Origin of the sequence: Enterobacter sp. RIT418, assembly GCF_003057745.1 — a bacterium.
In the GTDB taxonomy this organism is placed as follows: domain Bacteria; phylum Pseudomonadota; class Gammaproteobacteria; order Enterobacterales; family Enterobacteriaceae; genus Enterobacter.
The window spans coordinates 155,097-171,040 of record NZ_QBJD02000001.1; the positions used below are offsets into that span (position 1 = coordinate 155,097).

The following is a 15,944-nucleotide window of genomic DNA, read 5'->3' on the forward strand; positions in this document are numbered from 1 at the left end:
GCAGAAAAAACTGATTGTGACGGCGGAAAGGGTTCCCGCCGTAGGGAGAAATCAGGCGCCAGGCTCCAGCATGCCGCTGGCGCTGCGCTTTTGGCTAAACTGCCACCACAGGGCAAAGAGCGTGATAAACCCGACAACGCCCAGCATCATCCACGGCAGCTCCGGCTGGCTTAACGCTTTTCCTGCGTCAAACAGCCAGCCTCCCCCGGCGTAGCCCAGCGCGCCGCCGAAGGCCAGGCCCAGACGGCTAAAGCCCATGTAGCTGCCCCGGGCGCGGGCGTCGGCAAGCGAAGCGCCCAGCGTTTCGCGCGCCGGTTCGGCGATGATAGAGCCAATGTAGAACGTGCAAATCAGGGTAAACAGCTGCTGCAGCGAGCCGACAAGGCCAATCGGCATCATGCTCACTGTCATCAGCAGCAGGCCAGCCATCAGGCGGTGCTCAAGACGAAAGCGCCGCTCGCTCCAGCGGGCGATAGGGTAGAGCAGCGTGAGCGACAGGCACGCCTCTATGGCGTACATCCACTTCACCGCGGCGGGCGTGCCCGCAATGTCGTTGACCATGATCGGCAGCATCAGCATCACCTGTACCGCCAGCATGTAGTAGCCCGTCAGCGTCAGGACATAGGTCACGAAGCGCCTGTCGCTCAGCACGCGCCCAAGGCCTTCACGGACGGGTGTTTTTACCGTCGACAGCTTCCACGCGGGCAAATAGAGCCCGTTAAACAGCGCACACAGAATAAAGAGCACGGCCCCGGTGGCGCAGACCAGACGAAAGTCGTATTGCAGCAGCCAGCTGCCGAGCAGGGCGCCAATCACCGCCCCGGCGCTGTCCTGCATCATCAAAAGGGAGAAAAAGCGGCCGCGATGCTGGGGGCGAATCAGCTTCACCACCAGCGCGGTGCGCGGCGGGTCAAACAGCGTGCCGCCAATGCCTGAAAGGAAGCAGGAGAACCACAGCAGCCAGGGCTCGTGGGCAATCGCCATGGTGGCAAACCCCGCGGCCCGCAGCAGCATGCCGGTGACGATCATCGGCTTGGCGCCAAAGCGATCGGCGATGGCGCCCCCAAATACGCCCAGCCCCTGCTGGACGAGCTGGCGTAGCCCCAGCGCAATGCCAACCACGAGTGCCGCCCAGCCCATCTGATCGACAAAGCGAATCGAGATAAGCGGAAAAACGACAAAAAAGCCGAGCACGACCAGCATGTTATCGACGAGAAGGAAGTATTTACCCAGGTTCCTGGCCTGCGATACGCGGGACATTTCCCCTCCAGGGAAAAGAGACGGTGAGCACGCTAATATTCTGCGGCGTTGCCACGCCTTTTCCCACCCCCGTCGGCGACAATATTTTTTTATCAAAAGAGTGCTTTGATAGAGAGTTCTCATCGAAAAATGTGAAAACAGGTGAAAATGGTATGTCACTGTTTTCACAGAAGGCTCAGGCACAGGTATAGTAAAGATAATGGGTAGAGTCGACGTGACGGGAAGGAGTGGTATCGATGTTTGGCTATCGCAGCAATGTGCCAAAAGTGCGTCTGACGACGGACAGGCTGGTTGTCCGTCTGGTGCACGAGCGTGATGCCTGGCGGCTGGCGGATTATTACGCCGAGAATCGCCAGTTTTTGAAGCCCTGGGAACCCGTTCGGGATGAAAGCCACTGCTACCCCTCCGGCTGGCAGGCGCGCCTCAGCATGATCGCCGAATTTCATAAGCAGGGCAGCGCCTTCTATTTTGCGCTGCTGGATCCTGACGAAAAAGAGATCCTCGGCATCGCCAATTTTTCTAACGTGGTGCGCGGGTCCTTTCACGCCTGTTATCTGGGCTATTCCATCGGCCAGAAGTGGCAAGGGCAGGGGCTGATGTTCGAGGCGCTGACGGCGGCGATTCGCTATATGCAGCGTACCCAGCATATCCACCGCATCATGGCGAATTACATGCCGCACAATAAGCGCAGCGGGGATCTGCTGGCGCGTCTGGGTTTTGAAAAAGAGGGTTACGCCAAAGACTATCTGCTGATTGATGGGGAATGGCGCGACCACGTGCTGACGGCATTAACCACTCGGGAATGGAGCGCAGGTCGCTAAGGAGAAAAGATGAAATATCAGTTAAGCGGGACAGAAGCCCGCGTGATTGGCTGCCTGCTGGAAAAGCAGATCACCACGCCGGAGCAGTATCCGCTCTCCGTCAACGCCGTGACGATGGCCTGTAACCAGAAGACCAACCGCGATCCGGTCATGAACCTGAGCGAGCACGACGTGCAGGACATTCTGGACGCGCTGGTAAAGCGCCATTACCTTCGCACCGTCAGCGGGTTCGGTAACCGCGTGACGAAATATGAGCAGCGCTTCTGCAACTCGGAATTTGGCGACCTGAAGCTGAGCCCCGCCGAAGTGGCGATTGTCGCCACGCTGCTGCTGCGCGGCGCGCAGACTCCGGGCGAACTTCGCTCCCGCGCGTCCCGCATGCACGAGTTTCGTGACGTGCAGGAAGTGGAGGCGACGCTGGAAGGGCTGGCCTCCCGCGAGGATGGCCCCTACGTGCTGCGCCTTGCGCGCGAGCCCGGCAAGCGCGAAAGCCGCTACCGCCATCTGTTCAACGACGAAACGGATGCTTCAGAGATCGCGTTTATTGCCGATAGTAAAGAGAGTGACGCTAGCCTGGCGGCGCGCGTAGACGCGCTGGAAAACGAAGTCGCCGGTCTGAAGCAGCGTCTGGACGCGTTGCTGGCACATTTGGGAGATTAACGGTGGCAAAATTACGGGTAGGTGTAGTCGGACTAGGCGGCATTGCGCAAAAGGCCTGGCTTCCGGTGTTAGGCGCGGCGGCGGACTGGACGCTGCAGGGCGCATGGTCGCCCACGCGCGAGAAGGCGGAGCGGATCTGCGAAACCTGGCGAATGCCGTATGCGAACTCGCTGCAGGATCTGGCCCGCGACTGCGACGCGGTGTTCGTGCATACCTCTACGCCGACGCACTTTCAGGTGGTGAGCGAGCTATTGAACGCGGGCGTTCACGTCTGCGTCGACAAGCCGCTGGCGGAGAGCGTGCAGGACGCCGAACGCCTGATCGAGCTGGCGGCACGTAAGAATTTGACGCTGATGGTCGGCTTTAACCGCAGGTTTGCGCCGCTCTACCAGCAGCTGAAGGCGCAGTCAGGGCGTTTTGCATCCCTGCGCATGGATAAGCACCGTACCGACAGCGTTGGGCCGAACGACCTGCGCTTCACCCTGCTGGACGACTACCTTCACGTGGTGGACACGGCGCTGTGGCTTGCAGGAGGCAGCGCGCCGCTCAAGAGCGGCACGCTGCTGACGAATGATGAAGGGCAAATGGTCTACGCCGAGCACCATTTTGCGGCCGACCACGTGCAGATTACCACCAGCATGCACCGCCGCGCCGGCAGCCAGCGGGAATCCGTTCAGGCGGTGACGGACGGCGCGCTGTATGACGTCACCGACATGCGCGAATGGCGGGAGGAGAAGGGCGGCGGCGTCGTAGCGCTTCCGGTTCCCGGCTGGCAGAGCACGCTGGAGCAGCGCGGCTTCGCGGGCTGCGCTCGCCACTTTATCACCTGCGTGCAGAATCAGACGGTTCCGGAAACCTCCGGAGAGCAGGCGATTGCGGCCCAGCGCGTCGTGGAAAAGCTCTGGCGCGACGCCATGAGTGAATAACCCGCTGTAACATCTGCGGATAGTAATTCGTTAAAATCCGGGTAGACTAAGCGCTTCTTCAACGCCTGCACTGCAGGCGTTTTGCCGTGTGGTTGTGGAAATTCACGTTAATGAACTTATTAAAATCGCTGGCTGCCGTCAGCTCGATGACCATGTTCTCTCGCGTGCTTGGCTTTGCGCGAGACGCGATTGTGGCAAGGATTTTTGGTGCCGGAATGGCAACGGATGCCTTTTTCGTGGCGTTCAAGCTGCCGAATCTGCTGCGCCGTATTTTTGCCGAAGGGGCATTCTCGCAGGCGTTTGTGCCGATCCTCGCGGAGTACAAAAGCAAGCAGGGCGAAGAGGCAACCCGCGTGTTTGTCTCCTACGTATCGGGGCTGCTGACGCTGGCGCTGGCGGTAGTGACCGTGCTGGGGATGCTGGCCGCACCGTGGGTGATCATGGTCACCGCGCCGGGCTTCGCCGACACCGCGGATAAATTCGCGCTGACCTCGCAGCTTCTGCGCATTACGTTCCCCTATATTCTGCTGATTTCCCTGGCCTCGCTGGTGGGGGCGATCCTCAATACCTGGAACCGCTTTTCCGTACCGGCCTTTGCGCCAACGCTGCTGAACGTCAGTATGATCGGCTTTGCGCTGTTCGCCGCGCCGCACTTCAACCCGCCGATTCTGGCGCTGGCCTGGGCCGTCACCGTCGGCGGCGTGCTGCAGCTTGCCTATCAGCTCCCCCACCTGAAAAAGATTGGCATGCTGGTGCTGCCGCGCATTAGCTTCCGCGATGCCGGGGCGATGCGGGTCATCAGGCAGATGGGCCCGGCGATTCTGGGCGTCTCCGTCAGCCAGATTTCACTGATCATCAACACCATCTTCGCCTCTTTCCTCGTCTCCGGTTCGGTCTCGTGGATGTACTACGCCGACCGCCTGATGGAGTTTCCGTCCGGCGTGCTGGGCGTGGCGCTGGGCACCATTCTGCTGCCGTCGCTGTCGAAAAGCTTCGCCAGCGGCAACCACGACGAGTACTGTCGCCTGATGGACTGGGGGCTGCGCCTCTGCTTCCTGCTGGCGCTGCCGAGCGCGGTGGCGCTGGGGATTCTGGCGAAGCCGCTGACCGTATCGCTGTTCCAGTACGGTAAATTTACCGCGTTCGATGCCGCGATGACCCAGCGCGCGCTGGTGGCCTATTCCGTCGGGCTGATGGGGCTGATCGTCGTGAAGGTGCTGGCGCCGGGCTTCTACTCCCGTCAGGACATCAAAACGCCGGTCAAAATTGCCATCGTCACGCTGGTAATGACGCAGCTGATGAACCTGGCGTTTATCGGCCCGCTCAGGCACGCCGGCCTGTCGCTGTCGATTGGTCTGGGGGCCTGCCTCAACGCTTCGCTGCTTTACTGGCAGCTGCGCAAGCAGGATATCTTTACGCCGCAGCCGGGCTGGACGCGTTTCCTGGTGCGTTTAGTGATTGCCGTGGTAGTGATGTCGGCGGCGCTCGTTGGCATGCTGTACGTAATGCCGGACTGGTCCATCGGCACGATGCCTTACCGCCTCGTGCGTCTGTTTGCCGTAGTGGTGGTGGGCGTTGTGGCGTACTTTGCGACCCTGGCGATACTGGGGTTCAAAGTGAAAGAGTTTGCCCGCCGAACGGCGTAAACAGAAAAGGGGAGCTCCCTAAGGGGGCTCCCCGCTGCATGACCTGCCGCGTAGGCGTCAAATCGAAATCTTTTTTCCACCGTTCAGCCGCGACGGCGATGTTTGACCATCCGCACCGTACAGGCCGGGCTCTTTATGGGGCTTTAACACCTCCAGAGCCTGCTGATTACGCTCGATCTGTCCCTCCAGCAGCCAGCCGTTGTGCTGGTTGAGATGGCGAAGATGCTGGGTTTTTTCCGTAATCGTTTGCCAGCGCTCAACGATCTCATCGTTGGCGCTGCGCGTCGAATCTTGCTCCGCGCGCCGCTGCTGTTCCAGATAGTCCAGCGTCGCCAGCAGCGAGCTTTTATCTTCCGTGATGCGCTGCAGCGCGCTGCCGTTGATCTGACCGGAGGAGAGATGCTGCTGCTCTGCGTCCATTACCGTTTTCAGGTCGTTCAGGACAACCGTCATCTGATCCAGTATTTCTGACAGTCGACTCATACGGTTAGTTACTCTGTAAGAAACTCTGTGCTTCCTGAATCAGCGCATCAGCAATTTTGCTGGTATCCATCTTCAGTTCGCCGTTGCGGATCGCGGTTTTCAGCGTTTCAACACGTTCCATGTTGATATCGCTGCCGCCTGGCTGCATCAGTTTTGACTGCGCATCGCTCAGGGTGACGCTGGTGCTGTTGGCCGTCGACGTTTTTTCCAGACGCGTCTTCTGCGGCGTCGCGTCGCTTGTTTCGCGAGGTTGTACAGTGCTAACCGGCTTCAGGGCTGATGTACGATCAATGCTCATAGGGTTGTCCTCATCGAGGGTTCGCGGCGATGGCGCCTGCTCTCATCATTCGTTGAATATTTATCGGCAGTCGCCGCGAAATCTTTAAAAAGATTATAGGTTAATCAGAATATTCCCATCGGTATCGACGGTGCCGCTCACCACCTGGCCGGAAGACATCCTGACGCGGGCGTTTTGCGCCACGGCAGCATTGTTTAGCGCCTTGCCTTCACTGTTGATGCTAAAGCCGTCGCCGTTGGCCACCACCATCACGCGCTGCCCGGCTTTCACCCGCCACGCCTGACGCAGCATAAAGAGCTGAATCGGCTGGCCCGGCGCCACGTCGCGCAGGGTCACGGCTTCCTGTGCCTGGCTGATGTCCAGCATCGTTTTTGGCGGAAGCTGATCCAGACGGCCACGCTTGAGCGTTACGCTGCTGGCCTGCAGCACGCTGCCGCGCGCGATCGGCTGGGCGGCAACAACATAATTCCCCGTCGCCTGAACGGCAACCTGTAAATAGCGCTTCTCGCCGGGACAGCGCGCCAGCACGTTCACATTGCCCCACAGGCGGGCGCTGCCGGTCACGCTAAAGGACGGCGCTTCGCAGGAGGGAAGCAGGTTGGGCGGCGTGCGCACGTTAATCACGACTTCATCGCTAAAGCCTGCCAGCTGCTGCGTAAAAAACGCGGTCAGCTGGCTACTAAGATCGTCAGCCTGCACAAGGGGGCTTAAAAGCATCAAGGCCGCCGCCAGGCCTCGTTTTAACGTCCGCATCGCAAGTTCCACCGTTTCCTGAGTTGAGCAAATTCTACCTGCAGTGGTTTTGCATCAACGCAACAAATAGCGACGCATTTTGCCCTTATTCCTTCGATAGGGGGGATGCCTTGAGATTTAAGCTGTGAACTGAAATTTTGCCATCAGCGGAGGAGACATGCTCGATAAACTCGACGCCGCGCTACGTTTTCAGCAGGAAGCGCTCAACTTGCGCGCCCAGCGGCAGGAGATTTTAGCCGCGAATATCGCGAACGCGGACACCCCCGGGTTTCAGGCGCGCGATATTGATTTTTCCAGTGAGCTTAAAAAAGTGATGGAGCGCGGGCGCGCTGAAGGGACGGGCGTAGCGCTTGCGCTGACCTCTTCTCGCCATATTCCCGCTCAGGCGATGACCACACCGGCGGCGGATTTACTGTACCGCATTCCCGACCAGCCCTCTCTCGACGGTAACACCGTGGACATGGACCGGGAGCGCACGCAGTTCGCCGATAACAGCCTCAAGTACCAGATGGGCCTGACCGTTCTCGGCGGGCAAATCAAAGGCATGATGAACGTCCTGCAGGGGGGCAACTGATAAATGGCCTTGCTGAATATTTTTGATATCGCCGGTTCGGCGCTCACGGCGCAGTCGAAACGCCTGAACGTGGCGGCCAGTAACCTGGCGAACGCCGACAGCGTCACCGGGCCGGACGGCCAGCCGTACCGCGCGAAGCAGGTGGTCTTTCAGGTTGATGCTGCGCCGGGCGCGGCAACGGGCGGCGTAAAAGTCGCTGACGTGGTGGAAAGCCAGGCCCCCGACAGGCTGGTGTACGAGCCCGGCAATCCTCTTGCTGACGCCAACGGCTACGTGAAAATGCCAAACGTGGACGTCGTGGGGGAAATGGTGAACTCCATGTCCGCCTCGCGCAGCTACCAGGCCAACGTCGAAGTGCTCAATACCGTGAAGAGCATGATGCTCAAAACGCTCACTCTCGGCCAGTAAAGGAGACAAGCATGTCCATCGCCGTAAATCTTAATGACCCCACAAACTCGGGCGTCAGTGGCGCGAGCAGCGCTTCCGGCAGCAAATCCCTCACCGGAAGCAGCGCCAACGATCTGCAGAGCAGCTTTCTGACGCTGCTGGTTGCGCAGCTCAAAAACCAGGACCCGACCAACCCGATGCAGAACAACGAACTGACCACGCAGCTTGCGCAGATCAGTACCGTCAGCGGCATCGAGAAGCTCAATACCACGCTCGGCTCCGTCTCGGGCCAGATCGACAACAGCCAGTCCCTGCAGGCCGCAAACCTGATTGGGCACGGCGTGATGATCCCGGGCACCACCATTCTGGCGGGCAGCAGCACCACGGACGGTACGACCACCACCACCACCACGCCGTTTGGCGTTGAGCTGCAGCAGCCGGCGGACAAGGTGACGGCGACCATCACCGATGCCAACGGCACGGTGGTGCGCACGATCGAGATCGGCGCGCTGAAGGCGGGCGTTCATACCTTCACCTGGGATGGCAGCCTGACGGACGGCACCACGGCGCCGAATGGTTCCTACAAGGTGGCGATCAACGCCAGCAATGGTGCCACCCAGCTGGTGGCGCAGCCGCTGCAGTTCGCGCTGGTGCAGGGCGTCATTAAGGGCAGCGACGGCAACAAACTGGATTTGGGTACTTCCGGTACCACCACGCTCGACGAAGTTCGGCAGATTATCTAAGCCTTAACACTTATCAGGAGTAAGTCATGGCCTTTTCTCAAGCGGTCAGCGGCCTGAATGCTGCGGCCACCAACCTGGACGTCATTGGCAACAACATCGCCAACTCCGCGACCTACGGTTTCAAATCCGGTACGGCGTCTTTCGCAGACATGTTTGCCGGTTCCAAAGTGGGCCTGGGCGTTAAAGTCGCCGGGATCACCCAGGACTTCACCGACGGTACCACCACCAACACCGGCCGCGGCCTGGACGTGGCGATCAGCCAGAACGGTTTCTTCCGCATGGTGGATTCGAACGGCTCCGTGTTCTACAGCCGTAACGGCCAGTTCAAGCTGGATGAAAACCGCACGCTGGTGAACATGCAGGGCATGCAGCTGACCGGCTATCCGGTTGCCGGTACGCCGCCAACGGTGCAGACCGGCGCAAACCCGCAGGCGATCACCATCCCGAACACCCTGATGGCGGCGAAATCCACCACCACGGCGACGCAGCAGATCAACCTGAACTCCACGGACGCCGCGCAGACCGATCCGTTTGATGCGGCCAACCCGGACACCTACAACAAAAAAGGGACCGTGACCGTCTTCGACAGCCAGGGTAACGCCCACAACATGTACGTCTACTACGTTAAAACGGCGGACAACAAGTGGGATCTCTACACCCAGGACGGCAGCGTAGCGGGTTCCGCCGCCAGGAAAGCGGCGCAGATGAGCTTCGACAACAACGGCAACCTGGCGGGCGTTTACAACTACAATGCCGCGGGCGTGCTGAGCACAACGCCTAACGCCACCCCGGCTATCGATATCACCACCGGTTCCATCAGCGGCGCGACGCCTGCGCAGTTCTCCCTGAGCTTCCAGAACTCCATGCAGCAGAACACCGGCGCGAACAACATTGTTGCCACCAACCAGAACGGCTTCAAGCCGGGCGACCTGGTGAGCTACCAGATCAACGACGACGGTACCGTGGTTGGTAACTACTCCAACGAGCAGACCCAGGTGCTGGGGCAGATCGTGCTGGCGAACTTTGCCAACAACGAAGGCCTGCAGTCCGAAGGCGATAACGTCTGGTCTGCGACCCAGTCTTCCGGCGTGGCGCTGCTGGGCACCGCGGGCACCGGTAACTTCGGCAAGCTGACCAACGGCGCGCTGGAAGCCTCCAACGTGGATCTGAGCAAAGAGCTGGTCAACATGATCGTCGCGCAGCGTAACTACCAGTCCAACGCGCAGACCATCAAAACCCAGGACCAGATCCTCAACACGCTGGTTAACCTGCGTTAACAGGCTGACGGGATAGCGCTATGGATCACGCAATATACACGGCGATGGGCGCGGCAAGCCAGACGCTCAATCAGCAGGCCGTTACCGCCAGCAACCTGGCAAACGCCTCTACCCCCGGCTTTCGCGCGCAGCTCAATGCGCTGCGCGCGGTGCCGGTTGAAGGGCTTTCGCTTCCGACGCGTACGCTGGTAACGGCCTCTACGCCGGGCGCAGACATGACGCCGGGCCAGATGGATTACACCTCGCGCCCGCTGGACGTGGCGCTTCAGCAGGACGGCTGGCTGGCGGTGCAGACCGCGGACGGCAGCGAAGGCTACACCCGCAACGGTAACATCCAGGTCAGCGCGACCGGGCAATTGACCATTCAGGGGCACCCGGTGATGGGTGAAGCGGGGCCGCTCACCGTGCCGGAAGGCTCAGAGCTGACCATCGCGGCGGACGGGACAATCTCGGCGCTGAACCCCGGCGATCCGGCGAATACCGTCGCCCCGGTTGGTCGGCTCAAGCTGGTGAAGGCGGAAGGTCGGGACGTGCTGCGCGGTGATGACGGCATGTTCCGTCTGACCCCTGCGGCGCAGGCCGCGCGAGGTCCGATCCTTCAGGCCGATCCGACCATCCGCGTGATGTCCGGCGTGCTGGAAGGCAGCAACGTCAAGCCGGTCGCGGCCATGAGCGACATGATCGCCAGCGCCCGCCGTTTCGAAATGCAGATGAAGGTGATTAGCGGCGTGGACGAAAACGAAAGCAAAGCCAACCAACTTCTGGCTATGGGTTAACAGGACTACTTATGATCAGCTCTTTATGGATCGCGAAAACCGGCCTGGACGCGCAGCAAACCAACATGGACGTGATTGCCAACAACCTGGCAAACGTCAGCACCAACGGGTTTAAGCGTCAGCGTGCGGTATTCGAAGATTTGCTTTATCAAACCATTCGCCAGCCGGGCGCTCAGTCTTCCGAGCAAACCACGCTGCCGTCTGGCCTACAGATTGGTACCGGCGTGCGCCCGGTGGCGACCGAGCGTCTGCACAGCCAGGGCAACCTGTCTCAGACCAACAACAGCAAGGACGTGGCGATCAAGGGGCAGGGCTTCTTCCAGGTGCAGCTGCCTGACGGCACCTCTGCCTACACCCGCGACGGCTCCTTCCAGGTGGATCAAAACGGCCAGCTGGTGACGGCGGGCGGTTTCCAGGTGCAGCCTGCCATCACCATCCCGGCGAACGCCCTGACCATTACCATCGGTCGCGACGGCATCGTGAGCGTGACCCAGCAGGGGCAGGCGGCGCCGGTTCAGGTTGGACAGCTGAACCTCACCACCTTCATGAACGATACCGGCCTGGAAAGCATTGGTGAGAACCTCTACACCGAAACGCAATCCTCCGGTACGCCAAATGAAAGTACCCCCGGCTTGAACGGCGCGGGCCTGCTGTACCAGGGCTATGTTGAAACCTCTAACGTGAACGTGGCGGAAGAGCTGGTCAATATGATCCAGGTTCAGCGCGCGTATGAAATTAACAGTAAAGCAGTGTCGACGACCGACCAGATGCTGCAAAAACTGACGCAACTCTAAAGGGCGGTCCGGCGCGGTGAACGCCGCGTCGGCTCCCTGTTTTCGAAGATGAAGGCAATGCAAAAAAACGCGGCGTTTCGTTATCCGATACTGACTGTTCTGGCCGTCTCCCTCAGCGGATGTGCCTGGATACCCTCTAAACCGTTGGTGCAGGGTGCGACAACCGCCCAACCCGTCCCTGGCCCCGCGCCGGTGGTAAACGGCTCTATTTTCCAGACCGCGCAGCCGATTAACTACGGCTATCAGCCGCTGTTTGAAGATCGCCGTCCGCGTAATATCGGCGATACCTTGACCATTGTGTTGCAGGAAAACGTCAGCGCGAGCAAAAGCTCGTCCGCGAACGCCAGCCGCGATGGCAAAACCAATTTCGGTTTCGACACCGTACCGCGCTATCTGCAGGGCCTGTTTGGCAATGCGCGTGCCGATGTGGAAGCCTCTGGCGGCAACACCTTTAACGGCAAAGGCGGCGCGAACGCCAGCAATACCTTCAGCGGAACGCTGACGGTGACGGTTGACCAGGTGCTGGTGAACGGCAACCTGCACGTCGTGGGTGAAAAACAGATCGCCATCAACCAGGGAACGGAGTTTATCCGCTTCTCCGGCGTGGTGAACCCGCGCACCATCAGCGGCAGCAACACCGTACCGTCCACGCAGGTGGCGGATGCGCGCATTGAGTATGTCGGCAACGGCTACATCAACGAAGCGCAAAATATGGGCTGGCTGCAGCGCTTCTTCCTTAACTTATCGCCGATGTAAGCGAGGTGACCCATGTTTAAATCCCTCTTCGCCGTGGCGCTGGCCCTGGTGGCAACGTTTGCCCAGGCCGACCGCATACGCGATCTCACCAGCGTGCAGGGCGTGCGTGAAAACTCCCTGATCGGCTACGGCCTGGTCGTGGGGCTGGACGGTACGGGTGACCAGACGACCCAAACGCCGTTCACCACGCAAAGCCTGAACAACATGCTCTCCCAGCTCGGTATCACCGTACCGACGGGCACCAACATGCAGCTGAAAAACGTGGCGGCGGTGATGGTCACCGCCTCCTTCCCGGCCTTCGCGCGCCAGGGGCAAACCATCGACGTGGTGGTTTCCTCGATGGGTAACGCCAAAAGCCTGCGCGGCGGAACGCTGCTAATGACGCCGCTGAAAGGCGTCGACAGCCAGGTTTACGCGCTGGCGCAGGGCAACATCCTGGTCGGCGGCGCGGGCGCTTCTGCGGGCGGCAGCAGCGTGCAGGTTAACCAGCTGAACGGCGGGCGTATTACCAACGGGGCGATCATCGAGCGCGAGCTGCCGACGCAGTTTGGCGCCGGGAACACCATCAACCTGCAGCTGAACAACGAAGACTTTACGATGGCGCAGCAGATTGCGGACACCATCAACCGCAGCCGCGGCTACGGCAGCGCCACCGCGCTGGATGCCCGCACGGTGCAGATCCGCACCTCGACGGGCAGCAGCAATCAGGTGCGCATGCTGGCGGATATCCAGAATATGGAAGTCAACGTGCCGCTTCAGGACGCGAAGGTCATTATTAACTCCCGTACCGGATCGGTGGTAATGAACCGCGAGGTAACGCTGGACAGCTGCGCCGTGGCGCAGGGTAACCTCTCCGTGACGGTCAACCGCAGCGCGAACGTGAGCCAGCCGGATACGCCGTTTGGCGGCGGGCAGACGGTGGTGACGCCGCAAACGCAGATTGACCTGCGCCAGAGCGGCGGCTCGCTGCAGAGCGTGCGCTCCAGCGCCAACCTTAACAGCGTCGTCCGCGCTCTGAACGCGCTGGGCGCCACGCCGATGGACCTGATGTCCATTCTGCAGTCGATGCAAAGCGCGGGCTGCCTGCGCGCTAAGCTGGAAATCATCTGATGCTGACCGATAGCAAGCTGTTGACCAGCGCGGCCTGGGACGCCCAGTCGCTCAACGAGCTGAAATCCAAAGCGGGTAAAGATCCGGCCGGAAATATCCGCCCGGTAGCCCGCCAGGTGGAGGGGATGTTCGTGCAGATGATGCTGAAAAGCATGCGTGAGGCGCTGCCGAAGGACGGCATTTTCAGCAGCGACTCCACGCGGCTTTACACCAGCCTGTATGACCAACAGATTGCGCAGCAGATGACCGCCGGAAAAGGACTCGGTCTGGCCGACATGATTGTCAAACAGACCGAAGCGGCGCAGGGCGTACAGCCGGACGGCGAGCAGCAGCAGGTGCCGATGAAGTTTTCACTGGAAACGGTGACCCGCTATCAGAATCAGGCGCTGACCCAGATGGTGCGTAAAGCGATGCCGAAACCCGCCGCGACCAGCGACGAGCCGCTCTCCGGCGACAGCAAAGACTTCCTGGCACAGCTGTCGCTGCCCGCGCGCCTGGCGAGCGAGCAGAGCGGCGTGCCTCACCACCTGATACTGGCGCAGGCCGCGCTGGAGTCGGGCTGGGGCCAGCGGCAGATCCGCCGTGAAAACGGCGATCCGAGCTTCAACATCTTTGGCGTTAAGGCCACCTCCAGCTGGAAAGGGCCGACGACGGAAATCACCACCACGGAATATGAGAACGGCGCGGCGGTGAAGGTGAAGGCCAAATTCCGCGTGTACAGCTCGTATCTGGAAGCGCTGTCCGATTACGTGGGGGTGTTGAGCCGCAACCCGCGCTACGCCGCCGTCACGCAGGCCGCGACGCCGGAGCAGGGCGCGCAGGCGTTGCAAAACGCCGGTTACGCGACCGATCCCAACTACGCGCGCAAGCTCACCAGCATGATTCAGCAGCTTAAAGCGATGGGCGAGAAGGTCAGCAAAGCCTACAGCACCGATCTCGAAAAACTGTTCTGAAAGCTCTCAAGTCCCGATGGAGGCTGCCGATAACCTTCATCAGGACTCGTGTCTGAATGTATAAAAGGAACTCCCATGTCCGGTTTGATTAACAGCGCCATGAGTGGCCTCAGTGCTGCCCAGGCGGCACTTAATACCGTCAGTAATAATATTTCAAGCTATAACGTGGCGGGTTACACCCGCCAGTCCACCGTTCTGGGTGCATCCAACAGCACGTTGACCGGCGGCGGCTGGGTGGGTAACGGGGTTTACGTTTCAGGTGTTCAGCGTGAGTATGATGCGTTCATCACCAACCAGCTGCGCGCGGCCCAGACCCAGAGCAGCGGCCTGACCACGCGCTATCAGCAGATGTCGAAAATTGACGACGTGCTCTCTGATACCACCAATTCGCTCTCCACCACCCTGCAGGATTTTTTTAAAAGCCTGCAAACGCTGGTCAGCAACGCAGAAGATCCGGCGGCGCGCCAGACGGTGCTGGGCAAAGCGGATGGCCTGGTCAATCAGTTCAAAACCAACGACCAGTACCTGCGCGAGCAGGATGCGCAGGTGAATACCGCGATTTCGACCAGCGTCGATCAGATCAATAACTACGCCAAACAGATCGCCAACCTGAACGATCAGATTTCACGCCTCACTGGCGTCGGCGCGGGCGCATCGCCAAACGAGCTGCTCGACCAGCGCGACCAGCTGGTGACCGAGCTGAACAAGATTGTCGGCGTAGAAGTCTCCGTGCAGGACAGCGGCACCTACAACGTCTCCTTCGGCAACGGCTACAGCCTGGTGCAGGGCGGCAAAGCGAACCAGCTGGCGGCGGTGAAATCGAGCGCGGATCCCGGGCGCACCACCATTGCTTACGTGGATGACGTGGCCGGAAACGTGGAAGTGCCCGAGAAGCTGATTACCACCGGTTCGTTAGGCGGGCTATTAACGTTTCGCAATGAAGACCTGGACAAGGCGCGCAACAGCCTGAACCAGATGGCGCTGGCCTTCGCAGACGCGATGAACAAGCAGCATCAGGCCGGTTTTGATGCCAACGGCGACGCGGGCGGCAAGCTGTTTGACTTCGGCTCCCCGGCGGTGCTGAGCAACAGCAAAAACAGCGGCACGGCGTCCGTTACCGCCTCGGTGGCAGACAGCACCAGGGTGCAGGCGACGGACTACAAGCTGCAGTTCAACGGCACCGACTGGACCGTGACCCGCACCGCGGATAAGACCAGCTTCACCCTGAGCCCGGACGCGAGCGGCAACCTCTCCTTTGACGGCCTGAACGTTAACGTGAGCGGCGCGGCCAGCGCGAAGGACAGCTTTATCGTGAAGCCGGTTTCTGACGTCATTATGAACATGGACCTGGCGATAAGCGATGAGTCAAAGCTGGCGATGGCGCAGGCGGACAACGGCGGTGAGAGCGACAACCGCAACGGCCAGAAAATGCTGGATCTGCAAAACAGCAAGGTCGTCGGCGGCAATAAAACCTTCAACGATGCCTATGCCTCACTGGTCAGCACCGTGGGCAGCACCACCGCGACGCTGAAGTCGAGCACCGAAACGAAGGCTAACGTGGTCGTTCAGCTGACGAAGCAGCAGCAGTCCATCTCCGGGGTTAACCTGGACGAGGAGTATGGCAACCTGCAGCGCTATCAGCAGTATTACCTCGCCAACGCGCAGGTGCTGCAGACGGCCAGCACGCTTTTCGACGCAATTATCAATATTCGCTAAGGGTGAGGTGA

18 protein-coding genes are annotated in these 15,944 nt (G+C 60.3%); 14 read left to right on the forward strand and 4 right to left on the reverse strand.

Going from position 1 to position 15,944, the window contains the following annotated elements; all coding sequences use genetic code 11:
- Window positions 1–51 precede the first annotated feature (51 nt).
- A complete protein-coding gene (gene mdtH / locus DBY73_RS00755; protein ID WP_112009327.1) occupies window positions 52–1,260 on the reverse strand; it encodes a multidrug efflux MFS transporter MdtH in 1,209 nt (402 codons plus the stop codon).
- A gap of 236 nt (window positions 1,261–1,496) precedes the next feature.
- On the opposite strand from mdtH, the gene rimJ reads away from it, so the two are divergent.
- From rimJ to murJ, 4 genes are all read left to right on the forward strand, one after another.
- On the forward strand, window positions 1,497–2,081 hold the full coding sequence (rimJ, locus tag DBY73_RS00760) for a ribosomal protein S5-alanine N-acetyltransferase (RefSeq protein ID WP_112009328.1): 585 nt from the start codon (window positions 1,497–1,499) through the stop codon (window positions 2,079–2,081).
- A 9-nt stretch (window positions 2,082–2,090) separates the two neighbouring features.
- The gene (locus tag DBY73_RS00765) at window positions 2,091–2,741 is read left to right on the forward strand and encodes a YceH family protein (protein WP_112009329.1); all 651 of its coding nucleotides are present in this window, start codon (window positions 2,091–2,093) and stop codon (window positions 2,739–2,741) included.
- A gap of 2 nt (window positions 2,742–2,743) precedes the next feature.
- Window positions 2,744–3,667 carry a Gfo/Idh/MocA family oxidoreductase gene (locus DBY73_RS00770; RefSeq protein ID WP_112009330.1) on the forward strand — a complete coding sequence of 308 codons (924 nt, stop codon included), beginning with the start codon at window positions 2,744–2,746 and terminating at the stop codon, window positions 3,665–3,667.
- A gap of 110 nt (window positions 3,668–3,777) precedes the next feature.
- The gene (murJ, locus tag DBY73_RS00775; protein WP_112009604.1) at window positions 3,778–5,313 is read left to right on the forward strand and encodes a murein biosynthesis integral membrane protein MurJ; all 1,536 of its coding nucleotides are present in this window, start codon (window positions 3,778–3,780) and stop codon (window positions 5,311–5,313) included.
- A 57-nt stretch (window positions 5,314–5,370) separates the two neighbouring features.
- On the opposite strand, the gene flgN is transcribed toward murJ, so the two are convergent.
- The 3 genes from flgN to flgA form a co-directional block, all read right to left on the reverse strand.
- Window positions 5,371–5,796 (reverse strand): flagella biosynthesis chaperone FlgN, encoded by a 426-nt coding sequence (flgN, locus tag DBY73_RS00780; RefSeq protein WP_112009331.1) that lies wholly within the window; start codon window positions 5,794–5,796, stop codon window positions 5,371–5,373.
- A 4-nt stretch (window positions 5,797–5,800) separates the two neighbouring features.
- Window positions 5,801–6,094 carry a flagellar biosynthesis anti-sigma factor FlgM gene (gene flgM / locus DBY73_RS00785; RefSeq protein ID WP_112009332.1) on the reverse strand — a complete coding sequence of 98 codons (294 nt, stop codon included), beginning with the start codon at window positions 6,092–6,094 and terminating at the stop codon, window positions 5,801–5,803.
- Window positions 6,095–6,187: 93 nt separating this feature from the next.
- Window positions 6,188–6,847 (reverse strand): flagellar basal body P-ring formation chaperone FlgA, encoded by a 660-nt coding sequence (flgA, locus tag DBY73_RS00790; protein WP_112009333.1) that lies wholly within the window; start codon window positions 6,845–6,847, stop codon window positions 6,188–6,190.
- 157 nt (window positions 6,848–7,004) lie between these two features.
- Here flgA and flgB point away from each other — a divergent pair, with 157 nt between their 5' ends.
- The 10 genes from flgB (at window position 7,005) to flgK (ending at window position 15,933) form a co-directional block, all read left to right on the forward strand.
- A complete protein-coding gene (flgB, locus tag DBY73_RS00795; protein WP_112009334.1) occupies window positions 7,005–7,421 on the forward strand; it encodes a flagellar basal body rod protein FlgB in 417 nt (138 codons plus the stop codon).
- 3 nt (window positions 7,422–7,424) lie between these two features.
- Entirely contained in the window at window positions 7,425–7,829 is a 405-nt protein-coding gene (gene flgC / locus DBY73_RS00800; protein WP_025755830.1) for a flagellar basal body rod protein FlgC, read from the forward strand.
- 11 nt (window positions 7,830–7,840) lie between these two features.
- Window positions 7,841–8,551, forward strand: a complete 711-nt coding sequence (flgD, locus tag DBY73_RS00805) for a flagellar hook assembly protein FlgD (RefSeq protein ID WP_112009335.1) — start codon at window positions 7,841–7,843, stop codon at window positions 8,549–8,551.
- Between the two features lie 26 nt (window positions 8,552–8,577).
- Window positions 8,578–9,828, forward strand: a complete 1,251-nt coding sequence (gene flgE, locus DBY73_RS00810; RefSeq protein WP_112009336.1) for a flagellar hook protein FlgE — start codon at window positions 8,578–8,580, stop codon at window positions 9,826–9,828.
- 20 nt (window positions 9,829–9,848) lie between these two features.
- Window positions 9,849–10,604, forward strand: coding sequence for a flagellar basal body rod protein FlgF (locus DBY73_RS00815; protein WP_112009337.1), 756 nt, complete (start codon window positions 9,849–9,851; stop codon window positions 10,602–10,604).
- An 11-nt stretch (window positions 10,605–10,615) separates the two neighbouring features.
- Complete coding sequence (flgG, locus tag DBY73_RS00820; RefSeq protein WP_112009338.1) at window positions 10,616–11,398, forward strand: flagellar basal-body rod protein FlgG; 783 nt, start codon at window positions 10,616–10,618, stop codon at window positions 11,396–11,398.
- Window positions 11,399–11,455: 57 nt separating this feature from the next.
- Entirely contained in the window at window positions 11,456–12,154 is a 699-nt protein-coding gene (gene flgH, locus DBY73_RS00825; protein WP_112009339.1) for a flagellar basal body L-ring protein FlgH, read from the forward strand.
- 12 nt (window positions 12,155–12,166) lie between these two features.
- A complete protein-coding gene (locus tag DBY73_RS00830) occupies window positions 12,167–13,264 on the forward strand; it encodes a flagellar basal body P-ring protein FlgI (protein ID WP_112009340.1) in 1,098 nt (365 codons plus the stop codon).
- Entirely contained in the window at window positions 13,264–14,217 is a 954-nt protein-coding gene (gene flgJ, locus DBY73_RS00835) for a flagellar assembly peptidoglycan hydrolase FlgJ (protein ID WP_112009341.1), read from the forward strand. The genes DBY73_RS00830 and flgJ overlap by 1 nt, the downstream gene beginning before the upstream one ends.
- 75 nt (window positions 14,218–14,292) lie before the next feature.
- A complete protein-coding gene (gene flgK / locus DBY73_RS00840) occupies window positions 14,293–15,933 on the forward strand; it encodes a flagellar hook-associated protein FlgK (RefSeq protein ID WP_112009342.1) in 1,641 nt (546 codons plus the stop codon).
- Window positions 15,934–15,944: the final 11 nt, after the last annotated feature.